This window comes from Cupriavidus pampae (assembly GCF_914271485.1).
GTDB lineage: Bacteria > Pseudomonadota > Gammaproteobacteria > Burkholderiales > Burkholderiaceae > Cupriavidus > Cupriavidus pampae.
In genome coordinates, this window is record NZ_CAJZAG010000011.1 from 115938 (window position 1) to 137686 (window position 21749).

The 21749-nt window shown below is 62.9% G+C and carries 20 protein-coding genes; 6 read left to right on the forward strand and 14 right to left on the reverse strand.

Annotated elements, in window-relative coordinates; translation table 11 throughout:
- Positions 1 to 61: 61 nt before the first annotated feature.
- On the forward strand, positions 62 to 781 hold the full coding sequence (locus LDO41_RS26045) for a GntR family transcriptional regulator (protein ID WP_223993616.1): 720 nt from the start codon (positions 62 to 64) through the stop codon (positions 779 to 781).
- Between the two features lie 31 nt (positions 782 to 812).
- Here LDO41_RS26045 and LDO41_RS26050 read toward each other — a convergent pair whose 3' ends face one another.
- The 7 genes from LDO41_RS26050 to LDO41_RS26080 all read right to left on the reverse strand — a co-directional run bounded on the left by LDO41_RS26050 (position 813) and on the right by LDO41_RS26080 (position 7297).
- Entirely contained in the window at positions 813 to 1787 is a 975-nt protein-coding gene (locus LDO41_RS26050) for a GlxA family transcriptional regulator (protein ID WP_223993618.1), read from the reverse strand.
- A 3-nt stretch (positions 1788 to 1790) separates the two neighbouring features.
- Entirely contained in the window at positions 1791 to 2621 is an 831-nt protein-coding gene (locus LDO41_RS26055) for a DUF2182 domain-containing protein (protein ID WP_223993620.1), read from the reverse strand.
- Positions 2618 to 3301 carry a DUF1326 domain-containing protein gene (locus tag LDO41_RS26060; protein WP_223993622.1) on the reverse strand — a complete coding sequence of 228 codons (684 nt, stop codon included), beginning with the start codon at positions 3299 to 3301 and terminating at the stop codon, positions 2618 to 2620. Before LDO41_RS26060 ends, LDO41_RS26055 begins: the two co-directional genes overlap by 4 nt.
- A gap of 3 nt (positions 3302 to 3304) precedes the next feature.
- Positions 3305 to 3922 carry an isochorismatase family protein gene (locus tag LDO41_RS26065; protein ID WP_223993624.1) on the reverse strand — a complete coding sequence of 206 codons (618 nt, stop codon included), beginning with the start codon at positions 3920 to 3922 and terminating at the stop codon, positions 3305 to 3307.
- Positions 3923 to 4090: 168 nt separating this feature from the next.
- The gene (locus LDO41_RS26070; RefSeq protein WP_223993625.1) at positions 4091 to 4810 is read right to left on the reverse strand and encodes an SDR family oxidoreductase; all 720 of its coding nucleotides are present in this window, start codon (positions 4808 to 4810) and stop codon (positions 4091 to 4093) included.
- Between the two features lie 133 nt (positions 4811 to 4943).
- A complete protein-coding gene (locus LDO41_RS26075; RefSeq protein WP_223993626.1) occupies positions 4944 to 6575 on the reverse strand; it encodes an ATP-binding protein in 1632 nt (543 codons plus the stop codon).
- A gap of 47 nt (positions 6576 to 6622) precedes the next feature.
- Positions 6623 to 7297 carry an alpha/beta hydrolase gene (locus tag LDO41_RS26080; RefSeq protein WP_223993627.1) on the reverse strand — a complete coding sequence of 225 codons (675 nt, stop codon included), beginning with the start codon at positions 7295 to 7297 and terminating at the stop codon, positions 6623 to 6625.
- 465 nt (positions 7298 to 7762) lie between these two features.
- Here LDO41_RS26080 and LDO41_RS26085 point away from each other — a divergent pair, with 465 nt between their 5' ends.
- Together LDO41_RS26085 and LDO41_RS26090 are read left to right on the forward strand one after the other, a co-directional pair.
- The gene (locus LDO41_RS26085) at positions 7763 to 8455 is read left to right on the forward strand and encodes an ArsR/SmtB family transcription factor (RefSeq protein ID WP_223993629.1); all 693 of its coding nucleotides are present in this window, start codon (positions 7763 to 7765) and stop codon (positions 8453 to 8455) included.
- A gap of 30 nt (positions 8456 to 8485) precedes the next feature.
- Complete coding sequence (locus LDO41_RS26090; protein WP_223993631.1) at positions 8486 to 8992, forward strand: DUF6630 family protein; 507 nt, start codon at positions 8486 to 8488, stop codon at positions 8990 to 8992.
- Positions 8993 to 9021: 29 nt separating this feature from the next.
- On the opposite strand, the gene LDO41_RS26095 is transcribed toward LDO41_RS26090, so the two are convergent.
- Positions 9022 to 10083: a LysR family transcriptional regulator gene (locus LDO41_RS26095; RefSeq protein WP_223993633.1), complete on the reverse strand. Its 1062-nt coding sequence runs from the start codon at positions 10081 to 10083 to the stop codon at positions 9022 to 9024.
- Between the two features lie 247 nt (positions 10084 to 10330).
- On the opposite strand from LDO41_RS26095, the gene LDO41_RS26100 reads away from it, so the two are divergent.
- Positions 10331 to 11746, forward strand: a complete 1416-nt coding sequence (locus LDO41_RS26100) for a carotenoid oxygenase family protein (RefSeq protein WP_223993634.1) — start codon at positions 10331 to 10333, stop codon at positions 11744 to 11746.
- A 2-nt stretch (positions 11747 to 11748) separates the two neighbouring features.
- Here the strand turns inward: LDO41_RS26100 and LDO41_RS26105 are convergent, their stop codons facing one another.
- Positions 11749 to 13377, reverse strand: coding sequence for a methyl-accepting chemotaxis protein (locus LDO41_RS26105; RefSeq protein ID WP_223993635.1), 1629 nt, complete (start codon positions 13375 to 13377; stop codon positions 11749 to 11751).
- Between the two features lie 361 nt (positions 13378 to 13738).
- Here LDO41_RS26105 and LDO41_RS26110 point away from each other — a divergent pair, with 361 nt between their 5' ends.
- Entirely contained in the window at positions 13739 to 14191 is a 453-nt protein-coding gene (locus LDO41_RS26110) for a nuclear transport factor 2 family protein (RefSeq protein ID WP_223993636.1), read from the forward strand.
- A 71-nt stretch (positions 14192 to 14262) separates the two neighbouring features.
- On the opposite strand, the gene LDO41_RS26115 is transcribed toward LDO41_RS26110, so the two are convergent.
- The 5 genes from LDO41_RS26115 to LDO41_RS26135 form a co-directional block, all read right to left on the reverse strand.
- Positions 14263 to 17394 carry a CusA/CzcA family heavy metal efflux RND transporter gene (locus LDO41_RS26115; protein ID WP_223993637.1) on the reverse strand — a complete coding sequence of 1044 codons (3132 nt, stop codon included), beginning with the start codon at positions 17392 to 17394 and terminating at the stop codon, positions 14263 to 14265.
- Between the two features lie 15 nt (positions 17395 to 17409).
- A complete protein-coding gene (locus tag LDO41_RS26120) occupies positions 17410 to 18684 on the reverse strand; it encodes an efflux RND transporter periplasmic adaptor subunit (RefSeq protein WP_223993932.1) in 1275 nt (424 codons plus the stop codon).
- Positions 18681 to 19949 carry a TolC family protein gene (locus LDO41_RS26125; RefSeq protein ID WP_223993639.1) on the reverse strand — a complete coding sequence of 423 codons (1269 nt, stop codon included), beginning with the start codon at positions 19947 to 19949 and terminating at the stop codon, positions 18681 to 18683. Before LDO41_RS26125 ends, LDO41_RS26120 begins: the two co-directional genes overlap by 4 nt.
- 92 nt (positions 19950 to 20041) lie before the next feature.
- Complete coding sequence (gene czcI / locus LDO41_RS34260; protein ID WP_290370919.1) at positions 20042 to 20476, reverse strand: cation efflux protein, CzcI family; 435 nt, start codon at positions 20474 to 20476, stop codon at positions 20042 to 20044.
- Entirely contained in the window at positions 20433 to 20705 is a 273-nt protein-coding gene (locus tag LDO41_RS26135; protein WP_223993640.1) for a TFIIB-type zinc ribbon-containing protein, read from the reverse strand. The genes czcI and LDO41_RS26135 overlap by 44 nt, the downstream gene beginning before the upstream one ends.
- A gap of 170 nt (positions 20706 to 20875) precedes the next feature.
- Between LDO41_RS26135 and LDO41_RS26140 the strand changes: the two genes are divergently transcribed.
- On the forward strand, positions 20876 to 21556 hold the full coding sequence (locus LDO41_RS26140; protein WP_223993642.1) for a type 1 glutamine amidotransferase domain-containing protein: 681 nt from the start codon (positions 20876 to 20878) through the stop codon (positions 21554 to 21556).
- Positions 21557 to 21749: the final 193 nt, after the last annotated feature.

Below are 21749 nucleotides of genomic sequence, written 5' to 3' on the forward strand. Positions count from 1 at the left end.
CTCCTTCGTGTATACTTCGAACACCCTGTATACAGGGTATACACTGACCCGGGAGAAGTCAATGTCGACAGTGCAAACGCTGGAAACGATCGCGAGTAAGCATCACGAACGTCTGCGGACAACGCCCGCGCTAGGCGATTCGCTGAGTGAAGGGCTGGTGGTGCCGGCGCTTCGCGAAGCCATCGTGGATGGCGTGCTGGCGGCGGGCAGTCGTCTGTCTGAGGTCCAGATCGCCAAGCAGCTCAATGTCAGCCGCACGCCGATGAGAGAGGCGTTCTCTCAACTGGAGCGTGAAGGACTCGTGACCATCCTCCCGCGTGTCGGCGCGCTAGTCCGTATCGTCACGCCGAGAGATGTGGAAGAGATTTATACGGTGCGGGCTGCCCTGGAATGCCTCGCGGTACAGGAAGCCGCGGAACGGATCAATGCGCTGGGCACCGCGCAACTCGATGACGTACTCGATGCGATGCGCGCGGCGGTAGACGCTGGCGACGCCAGTCGCTACGTAGACGCGCTCGATCGCTTCTACACGATCATCATGGCGATCGCGGACAACCGCACGCTGCAGGAAACACATCGGGGCCTGATTGGACCCGTACGACGCCTGCGGCGCATCGCCATGGCCCGGGGCGGACGCATGCGAATTTCGTTCGACCAGTCCGTTCGTATCCGCGATGCCATCGTTCAGCAGTCAGGCGACGACGCCCAGAAGCTGATGCGCGAGCAACTGCGCGGCGCGTGTGGCGCTGCGCTCGACGTACTCAAGGGAGGGGACGACTGATGTGCCTGCCGCGTGGAGGATCGGATGCCCTTTATCCGCGTTCCACACTGAATCGGCGACGATATTCGCCAGGCGTCAGCCCAATGATCCTTTGAAAGACTTTCCGGAAGGCGCTCGGGTCGCCGTATCCGACTTCCCATGCGATGGCGTCGATTGCCAGATGTCCGAACTGCAGCAATTCGCAGCCTTTGCCCACGCGCACTCTCTGGCAATAATCGATTGGCGTCAAACCGGTCGCCTTTCGAAAACGACGTAGCAAGGTTCGCTCTTCCAACCCCGCTCGGACGGCGAGGGAGGCGAGCGACATATCCTTCGCGCCGGTCGCCTGCAGCCAATGCTGAACCTTCAGTATCGCTGGGTCGCCATGCGTCAGATCAGGGGAGAACACGCTGTAATAGCGCTGCTCGCGATTCGGCGGATCGACCAGTAGAAAGCGGGCGGTGTCACACATCACCGTGGGTCCCAGAAAGCGATCCACCAGCTTCAGACCAAGATCCGTCCAAGCCATCATTCCGCCTGCGCTGATGATGTCCCCGTCATCGATGAGCAATCGGTCCGCATTCAACAATGCCTCGGGAAAGCGCTGCCGGAAGGCGTCGGCGAGCGCCCAGTGGGTGGTAACGGTACGCCCCGCCAGCAACCCGGTCTCTCCGAGAAGGAAGGCGCCTCCGCAGACGGAAGCCAGTGTGGTCCCGTTCCGATGCTGCCGTGCCAACCACCCCGCAAAGAACTCGGCTTGCTCCCGCGACAACGGATCACCGAGGCATGGCGGCAGCAGCAATACGGCGGGAGAACTGCTCCGATCGTGAACGATCGGGGCGTCCCTCATCGGCTCCTGCTCTGACGGATGCTGTCGCCACTGCGTGATATGCAGCGAAGCGACATCCTCGCCGCCCCGCCTCCCCGCGAATTCATTGGCAATCGCAAAGAGATCGATCAGCCCATATACGGCTGCGAGCTGTACACCGGGAAACAAGACGATGCCGATCTCGATATGTCGTTGCATGGTCTAGCGCCCGTAGCAGATCACGGAATCGTATAGGAAATGGGGCTGGAGCAGAGGCGCGGTTTCCGGTGCCGCCACAGCCCAAAGTCCCATCACGATGAGAAAAACGGCAATGGGGGCCGCAAGCCTCTTTCCCTGGGGCAACATCTTTTCGGCAAACATAAAGACGGTCAGCAAGGCCATCCACGAAAAGCTCATGACGCCGACGGCAAACATCACCGCCATCAATGCCCAGCAGCAACCAACGCAAACCATTCCGTGCCTGACGCCCATGCCGATCGCTCCGAGGTTGCCTTCCCCCCAATAACGCGAAAAAAAGGAGAGCGGCGAGCGGCAGCCTGTCAGGCACGCATGCTTGAGTGTGGAGAACTGATAGGCGCCCGCCAGCACGAGCGTGGCGCCAGCCAGATACGGGCTGGTCTGGTTCCAGGCAACCCATTCGAAAGCGCCCAGGCGGAAGGCCGAGTCCAACGCGTAGGCCAGCAGTCCATAAGCGCTCCAGGCAATGCCATAGCCAGCAATAAACGCTACGATCATGCGCTGACGTTCAACCGGAGACTTCCCTCGACCTCTGAGCAGAATGGCGAAGGCGGCGACATAGTTCAGCTCTGACGGCAACATCGTGGCGGTAAGCATGACGATCCAGCCAACCAGAAAGACCGGCAGGTCATGCAGCTGCCCTTGCGATTGATGGTCCATCCCGCCCATCAAGAAGAGCATGTAGAGCCAGGCGGCGGCGCTCAGGCCGACGATGAGAACGGTCCAGCCCGCGATTGGCGCGCCACGCCCGAGCGAATGGATCGCCGAGCGCCAGGCGGAAGCTGCGGCCCTCATGAATGGTCGGTCCCGTGCCAGTCAAAGGGGATGTGCTTGCTCGCCTGGCCCGCCGGGATATTCTGCTCGAAGCCAAAGGCCGTCCAACGGCCACCCATTCCCGTTCCCCACGTCACCGGCGCAGTGGTCGGACCAACCTCGCTTCCCGGTGGATTGAAGCTCTGAAGGAGCTTTGACTGGTCAGACGTGGGCCCGTACATCGGCGTTCCACTCGCATCGACACGATCGTCGATCTTCACGCTCCAGCGCTCGAGCTTGCTGTCGATCTCTACCGCAATGTCGGCGAACTCGACGCCATTCACCTGGCGGACGTGCGTTGGCACGAACTGAGACATCCAGCTTCCAGCCTTCCCGGTGAAGATATTCACCAATGCCGCGCGCTGAATCTCATTCGCCCTGGCATCGAAGAAGAAGCCGCAGTCGAGCATCGCGCCACCCCAAAGATTGCCATCGAAGCCGGCGAGCAAGACAACATGCAGCCCGGCCATTGGAGTTCCGCCGTAGTGACCCGAGTTGATCCGGTACGCCCAAAGCACCTCGCAATGGTTGTTTGTGGGCGGCTGCGCGAAGGTGCATGGACATGGGGAGTTGCAGGAGCAGACGTCGAACCACTCGCCTGCGATGTGCCACTCGGTGCCGCCACGCGTGGTGGCGATATGCTCAGTTGTTGGGGCCGACATCTTTTACATCCGTCCCAGAGCACGTTGGTTAGAAAAATAGATGTTGTCGGGGCGCGGCGGAACCGATGCGCTCAGGCTGGACATCCATTGATCGGTCGTCATGACCGCGGCGTACGCGGATTCCATGACCGTCAGCGTGCTGCGGTGAAGCTCTTCCGCACTCACTGTTCCGCCCTTGTTCTTGTATGGCAGGGATCCCGCCGCGTCGGATAAGACTTCCACGTGATAGCCCCGATGCATGGCCTCCCGCGCCGTTGCATCGTTGCAGTTGTGAGTCATATATCCAACGATGGTCAACGTGTCGATCGCGTGCGCTTTGAGCCATGGGCCGAACGCCTCGGACGAGAAAACGCTTGGCAAGGCCTTCTTGATCAAGACGCTGTAGGGACGTACCGCGACAGTTGGATGCAACTCGGCACCTTCGCTTTCCTCGGCGAAGATTGGCGCATCGGCGGGCAATAGATGCTGGACTGCGATTACCGGAATAGCCGCGGCGTTTGCGGCGTCGATCGCCTTCGCGATCTGAGTGAGCGAGGATTCGGTCGGGGGATACTCGATACGAAAGTTTCCCTCGATATATTCATTCTGGACGTCAATGACGACGAGTGCGCGCTTGGTCATCTTCCTTACTCGACTGAGGATTCGGTATAGGAAGAATGCAGCGTTGGCGCGCTACCGCCAATTGGCAGGAACGACGAAATCTGTGTTGATACCGACACGCCGTGCGTTTAGCGACAGTTCACTCGCGCGAACTGTCGCTTCTTCCGCGTCGCGAAGCAACGCGTCATCTCATGCGGCGGCAAGAACCTCCGGGTCGATGTAGCCCGGCACGTCCAGAGAAAGCGTGCGCTTGAGCGCCTTGGTGCCGGCATCCGCCAACACCTCGCCGGCACCGGCTTCCAGTGCGTCGTAGGCTTGGCTGGCGACCGCAATGGGGCTGGACTTGGGAACGTCGAAATCTTTGGTGAGATCCGTGTCGACGAACCCGACATGCAAACCCACCACCGAGATATTCCGGTCCTTCAGCTGCACACGAATGTTGTTTGTGTAGCTCCACGCGGCGGCCTTTGATGCTGCATACGAGGCAAGCGGGGGAGCCGTCTTCCACGTCACGTCGGAAAGCACGTTGACGATTGCGCCGCGTCCGTCATCAGGCAGGATCGACTCGAAGGCCTGTGTCACACGCATGACGCCGTAATAGTTCGTCTCGAAGATCCGGCGCGCCTGTTCTTCGGCATGATCGGCAAACGGCGAGCCAGTGATTTCGGCAACGCCCGCGTTGTTGACGAGTATGGTGACGTCCTTCGCCAACGCTGCTGCCGCCGCAATCGATGCCGGGTCCGTAACATCCAGCGCGACTGGGATGATGCCTGGCTCGTTGAACGCCGCCGGATTACGCACACCGCCATACACCTTTGCCGCGCCCCGAGCCAACGCCTCACGCGCAAACGCAAGACCCAAACCGCGGCTTGCGCCGGTGACGAATACAACCGAGTCCTTGATGTCCATTTTTCGCTTCCTGAAGTCGATCAAATGTGGCCGCCCACTTGTTTGTGGTCGCTAACCATCTTAAATAGATGGTAGACAACATCTAATTTTTCGTCAAGAAATTTTCGGGTGCGCCCGGGCACCCTCTCCGCTATCACGTCATTGGATCAATGGCGCGGAACTGCGCGCATAGCCTGAACACATCTTCCGATAGCGCGGTCTGCTTTGCCTTGCCATAGCGGGTAGCGAGTTTCATCAACTCCTTGATGTCGCGTCCGCTCGCTTTCGGATAGGCGGCGGTCAATACGTCCACCAGCTCGTCGTCCAGCGTCGCGCCGCACTGATCTGCTTGCAGGCGCCATAGACGCGCCGCATCTTCTCTGCCCGGCGTCTCGTACTGGATGGTGGCAATGCAACGCGACAGGATGGCATCATCGACGTCGCCGGTGCGATTTGTGGTCATGAACAACAGACCGCTGAAATACTCCAGCGTGCGCAGAAACTCCGCAACGATGGCGTTGTGCTCCAGGTCGTTATCGCGGCGGCGGATGTAGACATCGGCCTCGTCCAGCAATAGCACCGCATTCCAGCGCATGGCCCGGCGCAGTATCTCCATAAGGCTCGCGCCGACCGATGCGGCGGTCGTACCCAGCTGTCCGGAATGCACGCGGTAGAGTGGCTTGCCGACGACCTCCGCATAGACCTCCGCGGTCAAGGTCTTACCGAGCCCGGGCGCGCCCTGGCAAAGGATGGTCGTGCCACCCGATTTGCCCGGCACGAAATCCTGGACCAGGACGTCCATATGCGACGTCAGAATATCGATCAGGTCGCGGTGATGGTCTGGCAGCACCAATTTCTCGCGCACATCGGGCCGGTATTGGTACTCGCTCAGGTGCTGTACATGCACCCAGATGTTCCGGTGCCATTCCAGATGGAACAGATGCACGTAGCTGTGCAGCGGCATCTTTTCAAAGCCGGTGGCAACGCCGGCCCTGCGCCAGAACTCAGCGTCGCAGGTCACTTCGAAGCGGCGCTCGAGCCGTTCTTCGTCATTGATGCAGCGAGCCGCTACGCCGTCGCCCAGACGCGCCAGCGTGACGGTGCTTTTGCCTTCAACGGTGAGCGCGGACCCCGTGGCAATGTACTGTGCGCCGAAGCTGCGCTGGTAGCGCACAAAGAGTTGCGCGTGCCGTTCGTACTCCTGCCGGAATTCCGCGCACTCCTTGAAGAAGCCAAAATCGGCGAGAAGTTGCGGGATGGTACGGTCGACGATCTCGTCTCGCGTGACGATGATTGAAGTCGTCATGCCCGCCCTGCGTCGTGCGGGGTCGGTCAGCTCCGAGTTGGCGGACAGCATGGTGTTCGCCAACATGTCGATGGCAACGTAGGCCATGCCCTGCTCGGGCTCTACGTGACGAATGCGCTGGACCAACCATGGCAGCAGTATTCCGTCGCGGCTGCGCTGGTAGAGCCAACCGTCAATGACATCGCGCGACAGGTAGGCGACAAGTCCCGCGACCAGCATCTCCAGACCGGGAATGGTGCGGGCCTGCGGTGCGTTGTAGATGTTATCGAGCGCGAGCATCTGGAACAGAAGCTCGCGCTCGTTCTGCGCCTTGCTCAACGTGTAAAGCGTATTGAGCGACTGCGCGTCAAACAGGCGAGCCGACACTGACATGCTGCCGTGACAGATGCCGTGTTCCTTCAACTGCCGGGCCAGTGGCGACTCGGCCTGGATCATTGCGAGCAGCGGGTGAATCAGGGACTGCGGAATCTCGAAATTCATAAGTTGCACTCCGATAGCGGCAAATCCCAGGCTCACATAACGGAGCGCTATGCCAGAAAAAAGCGGATGGCCTCGGCCACGATTGGCGGCTGAATCGCGTGCGGGCCGTTGAATTCGACATACTCGACGTCGTAGCCGGCAGCCTTCAGCTTGGCGGCATTGACGCGGCCACTTGTCTGCACGGGCAACTGCTCGTCGGCCAACCCATGCGCGATAAAGACCTTTGGCGTGCCCTCCTGCATGAATACGGACATGAACCCGCCGGAGAAAGCGATGACGTGGCTGGCGATATCGCCGTTGGTGATACCGATCGAAAGCGCGTAGCTCGCGCCATCCGAAAAGCCGGCGAACGCCAGTCGATCGCGACGAATCTGGTAGCGAGCCGAAACAGCGACCAGCGCCTGTTGCAGGCGCTCCAGATCGGGTCCGTTGCCACCAATGACGATGTCCCACGTGGGAAAGGTCGAATGCGGCGCCAGCACCAGAAAGCCATGCGCATCGGCGTGCGGCTCGACAGAGGGCAATACCTTTTCTGGAAAGCCACCGGCACCGTGAAACATGACCAGCAACGGCACCGGTCCCGGGCCTAGCCCTTCAGGCACATACAGGACAGCATCGCGGTCATCGACAAGTCCAAGCTGGTGGCGGCCCGGCGGAAATGGGGCCAGCGACGGCTCGGCATGCGTAAAAGTCATCCGGCCCAGCAGAGAAGGATCGAACATGGAGGAAGCGATGCGTCATTGACGTGGTGATATGTAATATATCACCATTTCTGTGCATAGGGCAGGCTCTTGTGTTCTTGTCTAGTGAGGCGCTAGGATTGCACCGCTGGTTGCAAGAACTTTTGGGGGACCATCCCGGCACCAACGGGTCCACTCAATTGGGCACAGAACCGTCCGGGGTTCTGATGGCAGTGGTAGCAACGACTAGCCACTGTGGCGACATCAAGTCGGTCACATTGGTTGCTAGTCCCCGAACCTACAAGCTAAGGGGATGTTCCGACTGTCAGTTCTCCAGCATCACAAAGGGCTCCGATTTTGGAGCCTTTTGCATTTGTGTCCTTGAAGCCATTACTACCGAATAGCAAGGCTGACCAGTAGCCGCACCGTTAAGGAAAGCGGTGCACTTGATTAAAAGACGCATCTGTCTATACTCCCGACATCCCACCCTTCATCCGCAACCAAACAATGGAATACGCCCCCGGTATCAGCCAGCTTGCTGGTCTTCTCGCCGATCCTGGTCGTGCGGCCATGCTTTGGGCGCTGATGGATGGCAGCGCGCGTCCTGCTGGCGAGTTGGCGTTGATTGCGGGGTTATCAGCGTCGTCTACCAGCGGGCATTTGAACCGGTTATCAGAGGGCGGGTTGCTCGCGGTCGAGTCGCGGGGGCGTAACCGCTATTACCGGCTTTCCACGCCCGAGATCGGTGTTGCGATCGAGGCGTTGGCGTCCGCTTCGCTGGCCAGTCAGCCGCCGCGCATGCGGGCGGTGCCCGTTTCGCGGACGGCGCCGCCGGCGTTGCGGCAGGCGCGGACCTGCTATGACCATATGGCCGGTGAACTTGCGGTGGGGTTGTTCGATCGTATGAAGCAATCGGGCTGGATCATCGTGGATGGGTCCGCAGTGGATCTCACTGCGGATGGGACCGACGCGATGACGCAGCTTGGGATCGATCTGGGGAATGCGCGGCGCAAGCGCCGGCAGTTTGCCTGTACCTGCCCGGACTGGAGCGAGCGCAAGCCGCATCTGGGCGGCGCGCTCGGCGCGGCGTTGCTGGAGAGCATGCTGACGCAGGGCTGGATCGAGACAACCGCTACCTCGCGCGCGTTGCGGGTAACGCCGCGCGGGCAGCGGGCGATTGTGGGAATTGCGGCAGAATGACTGGCCACGGCACGACAAGGAGACCGAACGATGGCAATTGAACTGGAAGACGACGCAGCTGATGCGGTCGGTCGGCTGATCGGGCTGATCAACCTCGGCGACACCGCGCAGACCGAGCGGCAGCAGGCGCTGTTCGATGAGTCGCTCGAAGATTCCGAGGAAGAGGACGCCGATGGCGAGGAACTGCTTTGGGTCCTCAAGGACATCATCGACTGGGAGTCGGGCTTCTACGTCGATTGGAAGGACGCCGAGTCCTTTATCGGCAGTCTGAACCAGCTGTGCGAGCGCATCGATCTGGAAATCGACTGGGGTGTGGAAGATACCGAGGACGAAGACTTCCTCGAAAGCACCAGCGTCCCCGAGTTGATGGAACTCGCATTCAACCAGCTGCGCGTCGCAGGCTACACGCTGTGGAACTGGGACACCGGCGGCGATGCCTACGCAGGCTGGATTACGCGAAGCGAGGACGACGAGGAGATGGTTGAAATCTCCGAGACGCTCAGCATCGATCTGCGTACGGGCGACCAGCCCTACTAAGCGTCAGACGCGCAACGAACGCGCGCGCGTCAAACCCCGTCGTCGAGCGTGACGATGGGCGACGCGCCATCCGGCGCAGGCACCAGCGTCTCGTCGATGCCATCGAGACCATCGGGCAACGTGATCGATCCCGAGCCCGTGAGCGCCGCCCACCTCGGTGAGGAGCCCAGCAGCGTACGCGGTACGGGCTTGCGTCCATCGGGCACACCCAGCGTTTCCTCGAGGACGTCCAGAAAAGCGCGCACGCTCGCCGGCATCAGCTTGCGCGCGGGCATCAGCACGTAAACCTTGAGCGGCGAAGACATGTAGTTCGGGAGCACGCGCACGAGCTGGCCATGGCCGAGCTGTTCATGCACGAAGCGCGGCGAGAGTCGTGCCACGCCCAGGCCGTCAATCGCGCCCTTGAGCCGCACCTCCGCGTTGTGCGTGCAGATGCGCGGCTCCACCTCCATCGTGTGCATCTCCACGCCATCGCGCAGAAACTCCCAGCGGCCATCGTCGATGCTTCCCAGCGTCGGCCAGCCGTTGAGGTCCTGCGGCACGCGTGGCAGGCCGCGCTCGCGGATCAGCGATGGCGCCGCGTAGAACGCGCGCTCGATCAGCACCACCCGCTTGCTTGCAAACGAACTGTCGGTCAGGCCGGTATCGGTCATCACGAAGGCAAGGTCGTAGCCGTGACGAATCAGATCGGGCTGATCCCAGCTGACGTCGAGCTGCACGCGCAGCGACGGATGCAGCTTGAGCAACCGCGACAGCGAGGGAGACAAATGTTGGGATCCGACCTCGTAGGGCGTGGCGATACGCAACGTGCCACTGACTTCCGCGCTGACGGATACGGCTTCCGCGCTGATCTCACGCAGTTCGCCGAATAGCGGCGCCACGCGTTCGTAGAGTTGCTGGCCACGCTGCGTCACGCGCACGCGGCGCGTGGTGCGTTCGAACAAGCGGATACCAAGCTGTCCTTCCAGTCGCGCCACGGCGGCGCTGGCCGATGACTTGGGGACCTCGGCGAGCTCCGCGCCTTGGGTAAACCCACCACCTTCCACCACGCGGCAGAAGATTTCCCAGTCCTTCCAGTCGATCGATTTCATCCGGTACTCCCATCGTCAACGCCCATCGGGACGTCGCCGGCGATTGTCCCACAACATGGACAATGATGAAGTCCACGCTCACGATGTGGTTAAGGCATCGGAGGGCCGCTTTCGCATTCGCACGCCGGCCTGGATTTCGGAACGGCATAAAACCTGTCAACATGACGGACACTGCGTCAAACGTCCCGAAAGCGTCCCCCAAAACGCTTCGAAGCGCCCCCGAAACGTCTTCCTGACAAGGTGCCGCATGAGCCAGCCATTCCCTCCCCACTTCTATTTGTCCGGCAATTTCGCGCCGCTGTCGATCGAGTGCGACGCGCACGATCTACCCATCGTCGGCGAGCTGCCACGTGCGCTGCATGGCACGCTGTATCGCAATGGACCGAACCCACAGTTCGCGCCACGGGACAATGACTATCACTGGTTCACCGGCGACGGCATGATCCACGCGTTCGAACTCGGCGACGGGCGCGCGCGATATCGCAACCGATGGGTGCGCACCCGCAAGTTCGAACTCGAGCGCGCGGCGGGGCAATCGCTGTTCGGCAGCTGGGGTAACCCGGCCACGACCGATCCCTCGGTACGGGACGAGACTTCGAGCCTGGCCAACACCAATATCGTCTGGCATGGCGGCCGGCTGCTGGCGCTGGAGGAAGCAGACCCACCGATCGAAATGGACCCGGGCACGCTCGCTACCCGCGGCGAGTATCGCTATGGCGGCAAGCTGGCCGGCGCGATGACCGCGCATCCGAAGATCGATCCGGTCACCGGAGAGATGGTCTACTTCGCCTACTCGGCATCGGGACCGATCTCCAACGGCATGGCATTCGGCGTCGTCAACGGCGACGGCCGCATCACGCATACCGCCGCATTCGACGCGCCGTTCTCGAGCATGGTCCACGACTTTCTGGTGACGCCGCGCTATGCGCTGTTTCCGATCCTGCCGATTGTCGGCAGCATGGCGCGCGCGATGCGGGGCGAGTCGATGTACCTATGGGAACCCGAGCGCGGGTCGCATATCGGCATCCTGCCGCGCGATGGACGTGGAGGTGGCGATGCCTCGCAGTTACGCTGGTTCCGCGGCGAGTCCTGCTATGTGTTCCACACGATGAACGCGTGGGAAGACGGCGACCTGATCCACGCGGATGTACTGCAGTACGACAACCCGGGCATGTTCAATCCCGGCGCCACCGGCCCCGGCACGCGCGCGCGTCTGTGTCGCTGGACCTTCGACATGGCGAGCAACAGCGACCAGTTCCAGCGCACATGGCTCGACGATCTCGGCAGCGAGTTTCCGCGCATCGACGATCGTCACGCCACGTTGCCCTACCGGCACGGCTTCTTTGCATCGCGCCTGCATGCGGATTCGTTGCGCTCGACTTACGACACGCTCGTGCATATCGACCATGGCACCGGCACGCGGCGCATGCATACGCTACCGCTTGGCGATGCGCTGTCGGAACCAGTGTTCGTGCCGCGCGCGGCGGATGCGGCGGAAGGGGATGGCTGGCTGCTGTCCACGGTCTATCGTGGACAGCAGCATCGTAGCGATCTGGCGGTGTACGACACCGCCGATATTGCAGCAGGTCCCGTGGCCACGGTGCAGCTGTCGCACCGCGTGCCGTTTGGCTTCCACGGGAACTGGGTGCCTGCGGCAAACTGAGGCTACGCGAGCTGCGGCTGCCACGCGCCCTTCGCGCGCGGTGCCTCGATCAGGCGCGTGCCGGCGGCGAGACCGTTCGGCAGGCGGAAGAACGACACCGCTTCGTCGAGCTCGCGACCCTGCTCCTCCAGCGAGCGTGACGCGGTGGCCGCCTCGTGCACGAGCGTGGCGTTCTGCTGCGTGACCTGATCGATCTGCACGATCGCCTGGTTCACCTGCTCGATGCCGCGGTTCTGCTCGGCCGAGGCCGACGAGATCTCCTGCACGATCGCGGTCACACGTCCCACGGCCTCGGTCACCGCGCTCATGGTCTGGCCGGCCTCGCTTGCGAGCGAGGAACCTGTGGTCACCTGCACCACCGACGTCTCGATCAGTTCCTTGATCTCCTTGGCCGCATTCGAGGAACGCTGGGCCAGGCTGCGCACCTCGCTGGCCACGACCGCGAAGCCACGACCCTGCTCGCCCGCGCGTGCCGCTTCCACCGCGGCGTTGAGCGCAAGAATGTTGGTCTGGAACGCGATGCTCTCGATGATGCCCGTGATCTCCGCGATCTTGACCGAGCTCGCGCTGATGCCCTCCATCGTATGCACCACACGACCGACGGTCTGGCTGCCGCGCTGCGCCACCTCGGCGGCAGTGCGTGCCAGCTCGCTGGCCTGACGCGCGTTCTCGGTGTTGTGACGCACGGTGGCCGTCAGTTCCTCCATGCTCGCCGCAGTCTCTTCGAGCGAAGCAGCCTGCTGCTCCGTACGGCTCGACAGATCCATATTGCCGTTGGCGATCTCGCCGGTGGCCACGCTGATATTGGCGCTCGAATCGCGCACGCGGGCCACGGTCTCCGTGAGGCGATCGTTCATGTCGCGCAAGGCACCAAGCAGGCGACCGGTCTCGTCATCCGAGTTGACCTCGATGCGCGAGCCAAGCTCGCCACGTGCCACCGTGCGCGCCAGTTCCACCGCGCGCTGGATCGGGCCCGTAATGGCACGCGTCAGCAGCAGGCCACCGATCAGGCCGAACGCCACCGCCGCAAGCGACGCGATGATCAGCAGGTTGCGCTGCGTCATGTAGTCGTCCTGCAGGCGTTGCACCATCTCGCGCTGACGAGCGTGCGTAAAGCTCAGGTAGCTATCGGTCGCCTTGACCAGCGCGGCCAGCAATGGCCGGCATTCGGCGTTCATTTTCGCGATGGCGGCGCTCTGCTGCTTGTCGAGGGCCAGCCCGACGATCGCCGTGGCAACCGGGCCGTATTTCGCTTCCACGCGATCGACTTCCGCCACGAGGTCGCGCGCGCCCTGGCTTGCATTGCCCTGCACGATCATGTCCTTGAGTCGGGCGAGGTTCTTCTGCACGTCGTCGTGGGCGCGCAGGACATCGGTGCGCTCCATCTCGAGATCCGTGGGCGTGGTCACGAGCACGAGGTTGCGTGCCGCGATCGCGCGGCGGTCCACTGCCGTGCGCACCTCGATCGCCATGTTGGCGCGTGCGTTGAGTCCGTTGATGTAGTCGTTGAAGCCGTCGATGGCGCGGTTGAGCGCGTGCAGCGATAACCCCGATACCACCAGTACGACAAGTGCCAGCACACCAAAGCCAGCCAGCAGCTTGGTCTTGATTGATAGATTGCGGAATGCCACGGCTCTACCCCCTCTCTCTTCCCGGTTGCATGAATGACGCGTCTTCTGACGTGACGCGTTGCACCGCTGATGAGCCCGTTCCAGCATATTGCCCGGCGTAAATGTCGCCAGACATTTGTTTTATTCGCACCCTAACGGCCAAATTCCCCGGACATAACCCCTACGCGAGTGGGGGGCCGTCGGAAGGGGGGTGAGAAAGCGCGTGGGCAAGCGTGCTGGCGGGTCGGAAAGCAAGGGTTGACGAGCATCTGCCTGCTTGCAATCGTTGTGATACGATGACCTACAACTAGTCCGGTACGTGCGGTCAGGTGTCGGATTAGGAGTTCAACCGAAGACAACTCGAAGAAACCGGAGACACCCGATGTCCAGACTCACCGCCGCCGTTACCGCTACCCTCAGCGCCGCCGTCCTCTTCATCGCCATCAGCGCGCCCGTCCACGCCCAGTCCGCCGACACGCAAGCCGTCACCGCTGTGGCCGAGAAATTGCGCGTCGCGATGGTCGATCCCGACCAGGCCACGTTGTCCGGCCTGGTAGCCGATTCGCTGAGCTATGGCCACTCGGGCGGCCGCCTCGATACCAAATCCAGCTTTATCGGCGACCTGCTCGACAAGAAGTCCGACTTCGTGAGCATCGCGATTACCGACCAGACCGTGAGCGTCTCCGGTGACGTTGCCGTGGTGCGCCACACGCTGTCCGGTGAAACGCTCGACAGCGGCAAGCAGGGCACGGTGCTGCTCAAGGTGCTGCAAGTGTGGCAGAAGCAAGGCGGCCACTGGAAGCTGCTGGCACGCCAGGCCGTCAAGGCCGCGTGAATGACTTAGTCATACGACATCTTATGTAGCGGGACGCCCCTCTCCCGCAGGGAGAGGGGAACACACCGATCTCAGGTGTCTCGGCGGTGGGCCCAGCGGTACAGCGCCGGTAGCACCAACAGCGTCAGCGCGGTCGAAGACAGGATGCCGCCAATGACCACGGTCGCCAGTGGCCGTTGCACCTCGGCGCCGGTTCCCGTAGCAATCGCCATCGGCACAAAACCAAGCGACGCCACCAGCGCGGTCATCAGCACCGGACGCAACCGGGTCAATGCCCCCTCCCGCACCGCCGTCTCCAGCGGCTGCCCTTCCTCCCGCAGTGTGCGGATAAACGACAGCATCACCAGCCCGTTCAGCACCGCCACGCCGCATAGCGCAATAAAGCCGACCGCCGCCGTGATCGACAGTGGAATACCGCGCGCCCACAACGCGAGGATGCCGCCGGTCAGCGCGAACGGGATGCCCGTGAATACGAGCAGCCCGTCGCGGAGATTGCCGAACATCGCAAACAGCAGCACGAGCACAAGCAGCAGCGCCACCGGCACCACGATCTTGAGCCGCGCGGTGGCGGATTGCAGTTGCTCGAACGTGCCACCCCATGCGGTCCAGTATCCAGCCGGAATCTTGACCTGACGCTGTAGCGCACCTTCGGCCTCGGTCACAAACGACCCGATGTCTCGGCCACGTACGTTGGCACTGACGACGATGCGGCGCTTGCCATCCTCGCGCGATACCTGGTTGGGACCGGGCGCCACCTCGAGCGTGGCCACTTCGCTCAGCGGGATAAACGTCGTGCGCGCATCGGCCGCCGCGCCCTTCGGTAACGGCACCGGCAGGCGCCGCAGCGACTCCACATCGTCGCGCACGGCATCGGGTAGCCGCACCACGATGTCGAAGCGGCGATCGCCGGCAAAGAAGGTGCCGGCCTCGCGCCCGCCAATCGCGATCGCCACCGCATCCTGCACGTCGCGCATATTGAGCCCATGGCGCGCGGCCTTCTGGCGATCGATGTTCACGGTCAGCATCGGCAGGCCCGTGGTCTGTTCCACCTTGACCTCGGTCGCGCCGCGAATGCCTTGCAGCACCTCCGCCACGCGATTGGCCGTGGCGTCGAGCACGGCGTTGTCATCGCCAAAAATCTTGACAGCAACGTCCGACCGCACGCCCGAAATCAGCTCGTTGAAGCGCAGCTGGATTGGCTGCGAGTACTCATACAGGTTGCCCGGAATCTTGTCGGTCTCCTGCTGGATCGCCGCCACGAGCTCCGCGTGCGTCTTGCGCGGCTCGGGCCACTGGTCGCGTGGCTTGAGCATGATGTAGCCGTCGGAGATATTCGGCGGCATCGGGTCCGAGGCAATTTCGGCTGTGCCGGTGCGCGCGAAGATCCGTTCGATTTCCGGAAACTTCGCCATCAGAGCGCGTTCGATCTGCGTCTGCATGGCGATCGATTGCGTGAGGCTCGTACCCGGGATGCGCAATGCCTGAATCGCGATATCGCCCTCGTTGAGGTTCGGCACAAACTCGCTGCCGAGCCGCGACGCGACCGCCGTGCAAACCACTACGATCATCGCGGCCAGCGCGAACACCACAGGCGTGTTGGCGAGCGTGCGGTCCAGCAGCGGCGCATAGCGGGCACGCGCCCAGCCCATCAGCCGATTCTCCTTCTCCGCCACGCGTTCTCCGATGAACAGCGCCACGGCGGCCGGCACAAACGTCACCGACAGGATCATCGCGCCGATCAGCGCAATCACTACCGTGAACGCCATCGGATGGAACATCTTGCCTTCCACACCCGTCAAGGCGAACACCGGCAGGTACACGATCATGATGATCAACTGGCCGAACAGCAGCGGGCGCCGGGCCTCGCGCGCGGCCGCGAACACTTCGTCAAAGCGCTCGCGCCGCGTGAGCGGTCGTCCCAGTGCCGACTGCGCATGCGCGAGGCGCCGCACGCAGTTCTCCACGATCACGACCGCGCCGTCGATGATGATGCCGAAGTCCAGCGCCCCCAGGCTCATCAGGTTTGCGCTGACACGGTACTGCACCATGCCCGTGAACGTGAACAGCATCGCAAGCGGGATGATCAGCGCCGTAATCAGTGCCGCGCGGATATTGCCGAGGAACAGGAACAGAATCGCGATGACCAGCACCGCGCCTTCGAGCAGGTTCTTCTTGACGGTGGCAATCGCCTTGTCGACCAGCTTGGTGCGATCGTAGACGGTAATCACCTTCACGCCCTCGGGCAGCGTGCGATTGATGCTCTTGACTCGCGCATCCACAGCCTGCGACACCGCGCGACTGTTCTCGCCGATCAGCATGAACACCGTGCCGAGTACCACCTCCCTGCCATTCTCGGTGGCGGCGCCGGTGCGCAGTTCGCGCCCGGACTCCACCGCCGCCACGTCGCGCACGCGAATCGGCTGGCCCTGCGCAGTGCCCACGATCACCTGCTCGATATCGTCGATGGACTTCACCTGACCCGGCACGCGCACGAGGTACTGCTCACCGCGGCGTTCGATATAGCCCGCGCCCACGTTGTCGTTGTTCTTGTCGAGCGCGCCCACCACGTCGGCCAGCGTGAGCCCGTACGACGCCATGCGTTCGAGGCTTGGTGCCACGAGGTATTGGCGGTCGAAGCCACCAATGGCATTGACGTCCGCCACGCCGGTCACGTTGCGCAACTGCGGCCGCACCACCCAATCCTGAATCTCGCGCAGGTCCGCGGTGGTGTACGCACTGCCATCGGCCTTGCGTGCGCCCTCCTCCGCTTCCACGGTCCACAGGTAGATCTCGCCGAGCCCGGTCGAGATCGGCCCCATGGCGGGCGTGATGCCATCGGGCAGCGAAGCGCGTGCCTCCTGAATGCGTTGATTGACTAGCTGGCGCGCGAAGTAGATATCGGTGCCATCGCGAAAAATCACCGTGACCTGCGACAGCCCATAACGCGACAGCGAACGCGTCTGCATCAGGCCGGGCAGGCCCGCCATCACGGTTTCGAGCGGATAGGTAATGCGCTGTTCGGTCTCCAGCGGCGAATACCCCGGCGCGTGCGTGTTGATCTGCACCTGCACGTTGGTGATGTCAGGCACCGCGTCGATCGGCAGCCGCGTGTAGTTGTAGCCGCCGAGCAGCGCCATGCCGAGCACGGCCAGCAGTACCAGCCATCGCTGTTCGATGGCAAAGCGGATAAGGCGTTCGAACATGATCGTCTCCCCCGCTCAGTGGCTGTGCTCGGTGCCCGCCTTGCCGAGCTCCGCCTTCAGCACGAAGCTGTTGGCGGATGCGTAGCGACGGCCGGCTTCGAGCCCCGAGACAATCTCGCTGATGCTGCCACTGCCGCTGCCACTGGTGCGGCCCACCGTCACCGGCTGGGCACGGAAGCCTTCCGGCGTTTCGACGAACACCACGGTGCGCCCCTCCACCTGTTGCACGGCTTCGGCCGCTACCGCCACGGGTACCTGCGCGGCTGCACCAAGCACGTTGACCGTTACGAACAGGCCCGGCCGCCACGCGTTGTCGGGGTTGGTCAGCGTGACGCGCGCCTTGGCCGTGCGCGTTTGCTCGCCGAGCAGCGCGCCGACATACGACACCGTGCCATCGGCCTTGCTGTCGGATGCGGTGGACCTCACGGTCGCCCGCTCACCCACGCGTACATTGCCCAGATCGCGTGCGGCCACCACGAATTCGGCCCAGACCGAACGCAGGTCGGAGATCGTGAAGATGGCGGCGTCGGCCGCTACAGCCTCCCCAAGCGTCAGATGTTTCTCGACGACCATGCCGTCGAACGGGGCGCGTAGTTCGAAGCGATTCAGCGCACCACCACTGCCAGTGTCTGCGCCGATCGCAGTGAGCTTCTGCCGCGCGTTCTGCACGCTGATCTCCGCCTCCTGCTGCGCGTTGCGCGCGGCCAGGTAGTCCTGCTCGGCGGAGATTTTCTGTTCCCACAACGACTTCTCGCGCGCGTAGGTGGTGCGCGCGAGTTCGAGCCGGCGCTGGGCCGCGAGCAACTCGCTGCGCTGGTCGGACAACGCGGTGCTGGCGATCACTGCGAGCACCTGCCCCTTGCGCACCATCTGCCCGAGGTCGGCGGGCACGCTCTCCACCACGCCGGCCAGACGCGGGACCACGTGCGCGGTGCGATCTTCGTTGAAGCGGATCTCGCCCGGGAACGGCAGGCTGGCCTGCACGCTGCCGGGCCTGGCTTCGACCACGGTGATGCCGGCTTGCTGGATCTGCTCGCGCGTCAGGCGGACGGTGTCCTCGCCGGGCTTCGCCGTTGCGGCCGGCTGAGCCGCCGCAGTCGGTGCCGACGCGGTTGCCGCGCCGTGGGCATCGGCTGCCGGCTTCGCCTGCTCGCTCTCGTGCGCGTGTTCTTCGTCATGATCGTGGCTGTCTCCGCCACCACGCCCCACCATCACCGCGGCGGCGGTAGCCAGCAGGCCCACCACGAGGATCGCCGCGATCGTCTTTTTTTGCTTGTTCGTCATGTTCAGCGTCCCAGAATGCGGTCGATGGTGGTAGCGGATTGATAGGTGCGCGAAAGCACCCCGAGGTAGCGAATCCGCGCCTGGAACAGCGTGCGCTGGGCATCGAGCACGTCGAGGTAATTGAATTTGCCGGACTCGAAACCGATGGTCGCGGCGCGATAGGCTTCCTCGGCCGCCGGCAACACCGTGCCTTTCAGCGTCTGCGCGGAGGCGCGCGATACCGCCAGCACGTTGGACGCGACCATCAGATCGTTGGCTAGCCGGATACGCGCGGCGAGGTAGTCGTCCTGCGCCTTGTCCGCGCGGCGGATCGCCTCGTACAGGTTGCCCTGATTGCGATCGAACAGCGGCAGCGGAATCGACACGCCGATCACAGCCATATTGCGATGGATGTCGTTATCCCGCTTGGCGCCGACGCTGACGGTCAGGTCGGGATATTGGCGACTGCGCTCCACACCGATCAGCGCCTGCCGGCGCTCGATTTCGATGCGGCTGGCGATGATGTCCGGGGATTCGTCGAGCGCGGCACGCAGCGCATCGGGTGCCGGGCGCGAGGGCAGCGCATCGAGATTGCCCTGCGCATCGGAAAAGCGCGGCAGATCGTTGCCCCACAGCGCGGTCAAGGCCTGCCGCGCGCTCTGCAACTCGGCGGTGGCTTCGGCCAGCTCCAGTCCAACGTTCGCCTGCTCCACACGCGCCTTGGTTTCCTCGACCGGCGAAACCTTGCCGGCGGCCACGCGGCGCGCGGCCACGTCGGTACCGCGCGTGGCGATATCGAGCGAGCCCCGCGCAAGCTTGATGCGCTCCTGCGCAATCAGCACCGAGAAGAAGCGTTCGATCACGGCCGCGCGTAGATCCGCGCGAATGCTGCCGAGCGATGCCTGCGCGGCCTCGCGCCCGCGCTCCGCGGCGGAAATTCGTGCCGAACGCTTGCCGCCGAGTTCGATCGGCATATTGATCTGCGCGGTCGACGTTCGTGAGGACCGCCGCGTGTCTTCCACCAGCGTCGCGAGTTCCGGGTTCGGAATCACGCGGGCCTGGATCACGGCGCCTTCGCTCGCATCGATTTCACGGCCGGCAGCGGACAGCGTGAAGTTGCCGCCGGCGGCAAAGCCCAGCGCGGCATCGAGCGTCAGCGGTCCATCGGGCTCGGTGACGCCCTGGGCATAGCCGGTGGCCGCGGGTAATACCTGCGCGCCAACCGACAAGGGAAAAAGCAATGAGCTGGAAATGACGGCCGCCAGCCCGAGCGGCAACAAGAGGGTTCGCATCGGGGTTCGCATCGAATTGCACCTGAATCAAGAACAGGGAAATTCGGCGAGACGGCTGGCTTCAGGACAACAGACAGGAGGCGTCTCGCCGATCAGGCGAGACGGGACCAGTTGGGGCGATCAGGTGCCTCGGGCACATGCGAGTGCAGCTTGCGCTCGACGGATTGGACGTCGGCCGGCACCTGCTGGTGGATCGATACAAACGTCCGGGCGACGGATGCGAGCGGTGCCGATGCCAGGTGACAGACGTCACAATCGGCATCGACCGCCATTTTTGTCTCGTGCTGCTTCTTGGCCTCGTGGCGATGCTCGTGATGTCCGAGGTGCCACGACTTCGCCGGTTGCGCTTCGTGCTGGCAATACGGTACCGCCGCGGACCAGGCGAACTGGCACGGCAGTACGAGCAACAGGAAGATCAACAGAAAACGGCGCACGTCAGAAAAATAGGTAATCCGAGAGTCGGCGAATCGGAAAGGTGACAGCTTAATCGAAAATCTCTTCGAGCCACGATTTGCGGCGTTTGCCATGGCTGTACCCACCATGATCGCGCGCACCCTGCTGCTGGTAGCGATAGTCGGACGATTCATGACGCTCGCGCGCCGCGCGCGGTGCCGGTGCATCCGTGGCGCGCTCCAGCAGTTTATCGAGTTCGCCGCGATCCAGCCAGACGCCGCGACAGCGCGGGCAGTAGTCGATCTCGATGCCCTGACGATCGGTCATTGTGAGCACGGCATCCGGGCAGACGGGACATTTCATGTTCGAGGCTCCATGCCAAGCGGTTGTGACGGGAGCATTCTATGGGCGGCCTCGCTGACCAGTGCGTTTCTAACCAAAATGTAATGTAGATGGAAAAATCTGTCCCATTGCCCACAATGGTTGAGGCTCCTCCCCGGACCACACAGACCATACCAAGATGAGGTGATGAGATGAAGATCCTGATGGTGTTGACATCGCACGACACACTCGGCAACACGGGCAAGAAGACCGGCTTCTGGCTCGAGGAGCTGGCTGCGCCTTTCTACGTCTTTAAGGAGGCTGGCGTCGAGATCGTGCTCGCGTCACCGAAGGGCGGCCAGCCACCGCTCGATCCCAAAAGCAATGAACCGGGGTTCCAGACCGACGATACGCGTCGCTTCGAGGCCGACAGCGAGGCCCGCGCGCAGCTTGCGCAGACCCACAAGCTGAAGGATGTGGCCAACGACAAGTTCGATGCGGTGTTCTATCCGGGTGGGCACGGGCCGATGTGGGACCTCGTCAACGATGCCGACTCGATTGGTCTGCTGGAGCGCACCTATGCGAGCAAGATTCCGCTCGCGCTCGTCTGCCACGCGCCCGGCGTGCTGCGTTACGTCAAGGGGCCGGATGGAAAGCCGCTGGTGCAGGGCAAGTCGGTGACGGGGTTCTCGAACAGCGAAGAAGCCGCCGTGCAGTTGACCGACGTGGTGCCGTTTCTCGTCGAGGATGCGCTCAAGGCAAACGGCGGCAAGTATTCGAGCGGGCCGGACTGGGCGTCGTATGTGTTGACCGATGGCTTGCTGGTCACTGGACAGAACCCCGGATCGTCGGCCGACGGGGCACGCGCACTGTTGAAGCTGCTACAGAAGTAAGAGATCTATTTCATATTCGCGTACGCGATTGCAGATAAGCGCCCGGCTCCGGGCGCTTTGTGTTTTTCGGTCCTCAATGAGGCCAGTTTCATGACGGATCTGTCATTGTTCTGAGCGGGTTTTGTCCGGCTCGGCTCCTTAAAGTTGTGTCGCCATGTGTCATCTCTGCATGGCATTCGCTTCGGCAGCACAA

Excerpts from the sequence above, each read along its gene's own strand:
- LDO41_RS26135 (WP_223993640.1), bottom strand. The coding sequence starts at position 20,705 with ATGAAATGTCCCGTCTGCCCGGATGCCGTGCTCACAATGACCGATCGT.
- LDO41_RS26090 (WP_223993631.1), top strand. The coding sequence starts at position 8,486 with ATGGCAATTGAACTGGAAGACGACGCAGCTGATGCGGTCGGTCGGCTG.
- LDO41_RS26095 (WP_223993633.1), bottom strand. The coding sequence starts at position 10,083 with ATGAAATCGATCGACTGGAAGGACTGGGAAATCTTCTGCCGCGTGGTG.
- LDO41_RS26125 (WP_223993639.1), bottom strand. The coding sequence starts at position 19,949 with ATGCGAACCCTCTTGTTGCCGCTCGGGCTGGCGGCCGTCATTTCCAGC.
- LDO41_RS26085 (WP_223993629.1), top strand. The coding sequence starts at position 7,763 with ATGGAATACGCCCCCGGTATCAGCCAGCTTGCTGGTCTTCTCGCCGAT.
- LDO41_RS26080 (WP_223993627.1), bottom strand. The coding sequence starts at position 7,297 with ATGTTCGATCCTTCTCTGCTGGGCCGGATGACTTTTACGCATGCCGAG.
- LDO41_RS26110 (WP_223993636.1), top strand. The coding sequence starts at position 13,739 with ATGTCCAGACTCACCGCCGCCGTTACCGCTACCCTCAGCGCCGCCGTC.
- czcI (WP_290370919.1), bottom strand. The coding sequence starts at position 20,476 with ATGGCAAACGCCGCAAATCGTGGCTCGAAGAGATTTTCGATTAAGCTG.
- LDO41_RS26100 (WP_223993634.1), top strand. The coding sequence starts at position 10,331 with ATGAGCCAGCCATTCCCTCCCCACTTCTATTTGTCCGGCAATTTCGCG.
- LDO41_RS26060 (WP_223993622.1), bottom strand. The coding sequence starts at position 3,301 with ATGTCGGCCCCAACAACTGAGCATATCGCCACCACGCGTGGCGGCACC.
- LDO41_RS26075 (WP_223993626.1), bottom strand. The coding sequence starts at position 6,575 with ATGAATTTCGAGATTCCGCAGTCCCTGATTCACCCGCTGCTCGCAATG.
- LDO41_RS26050 (WP_223993618.1), bottom strand. The coding sequence starts at position 1,787 with ATGCAACGACATATCGAGATCGGCATCGTCTTGTTTCCCGGTGTACAG.
- LDO41_RS26065 (WP_223993624.1), bottom strand. The coding sequence starts at position 3,922 with ATGACCAAGCGCGCACTCGTCGTCATTGACGTCCAGAATGAATATATC.
- LDO41_RS26070 (WP_223993625.1), bottom strand. The coding sequence starts at position 4,810 with ATGGACATCAAGGACTCGGTTGTATTCGTCACCGGCGCAAGCCGCGGT.
- LDO41_RS26055 (WP_223993620.1), bottom strand. The coding sequence starts at position 2,621 with ATGAGGGCCGCAGCTTCCGCCTGGCGCTCGGCGATCCATTCGCTCGGG.
- LDO41_RS26115 (WP_223993637.1), bottom strand. The coding sequence starts at position 17,394 with ATGTTCGAACGCCTTATCCGCTTTGCCATCGAACAGCGATGGCTGGTA.
- LDO41_RS26140 (WP_223993642.1), top strand. The coding sequence starts at position 20,876 with ATGAAGATCCTGATGGTGTTGACATCGCACGACACACTCGGCAACACG.
- LDO41_RS26045 (WP_223993616.1), top strand. The coding sequence starts at position 62 with ATGTCGACAGTGCAAACGCTGGAAACGATCGCGAGTAAGCATCACGAA.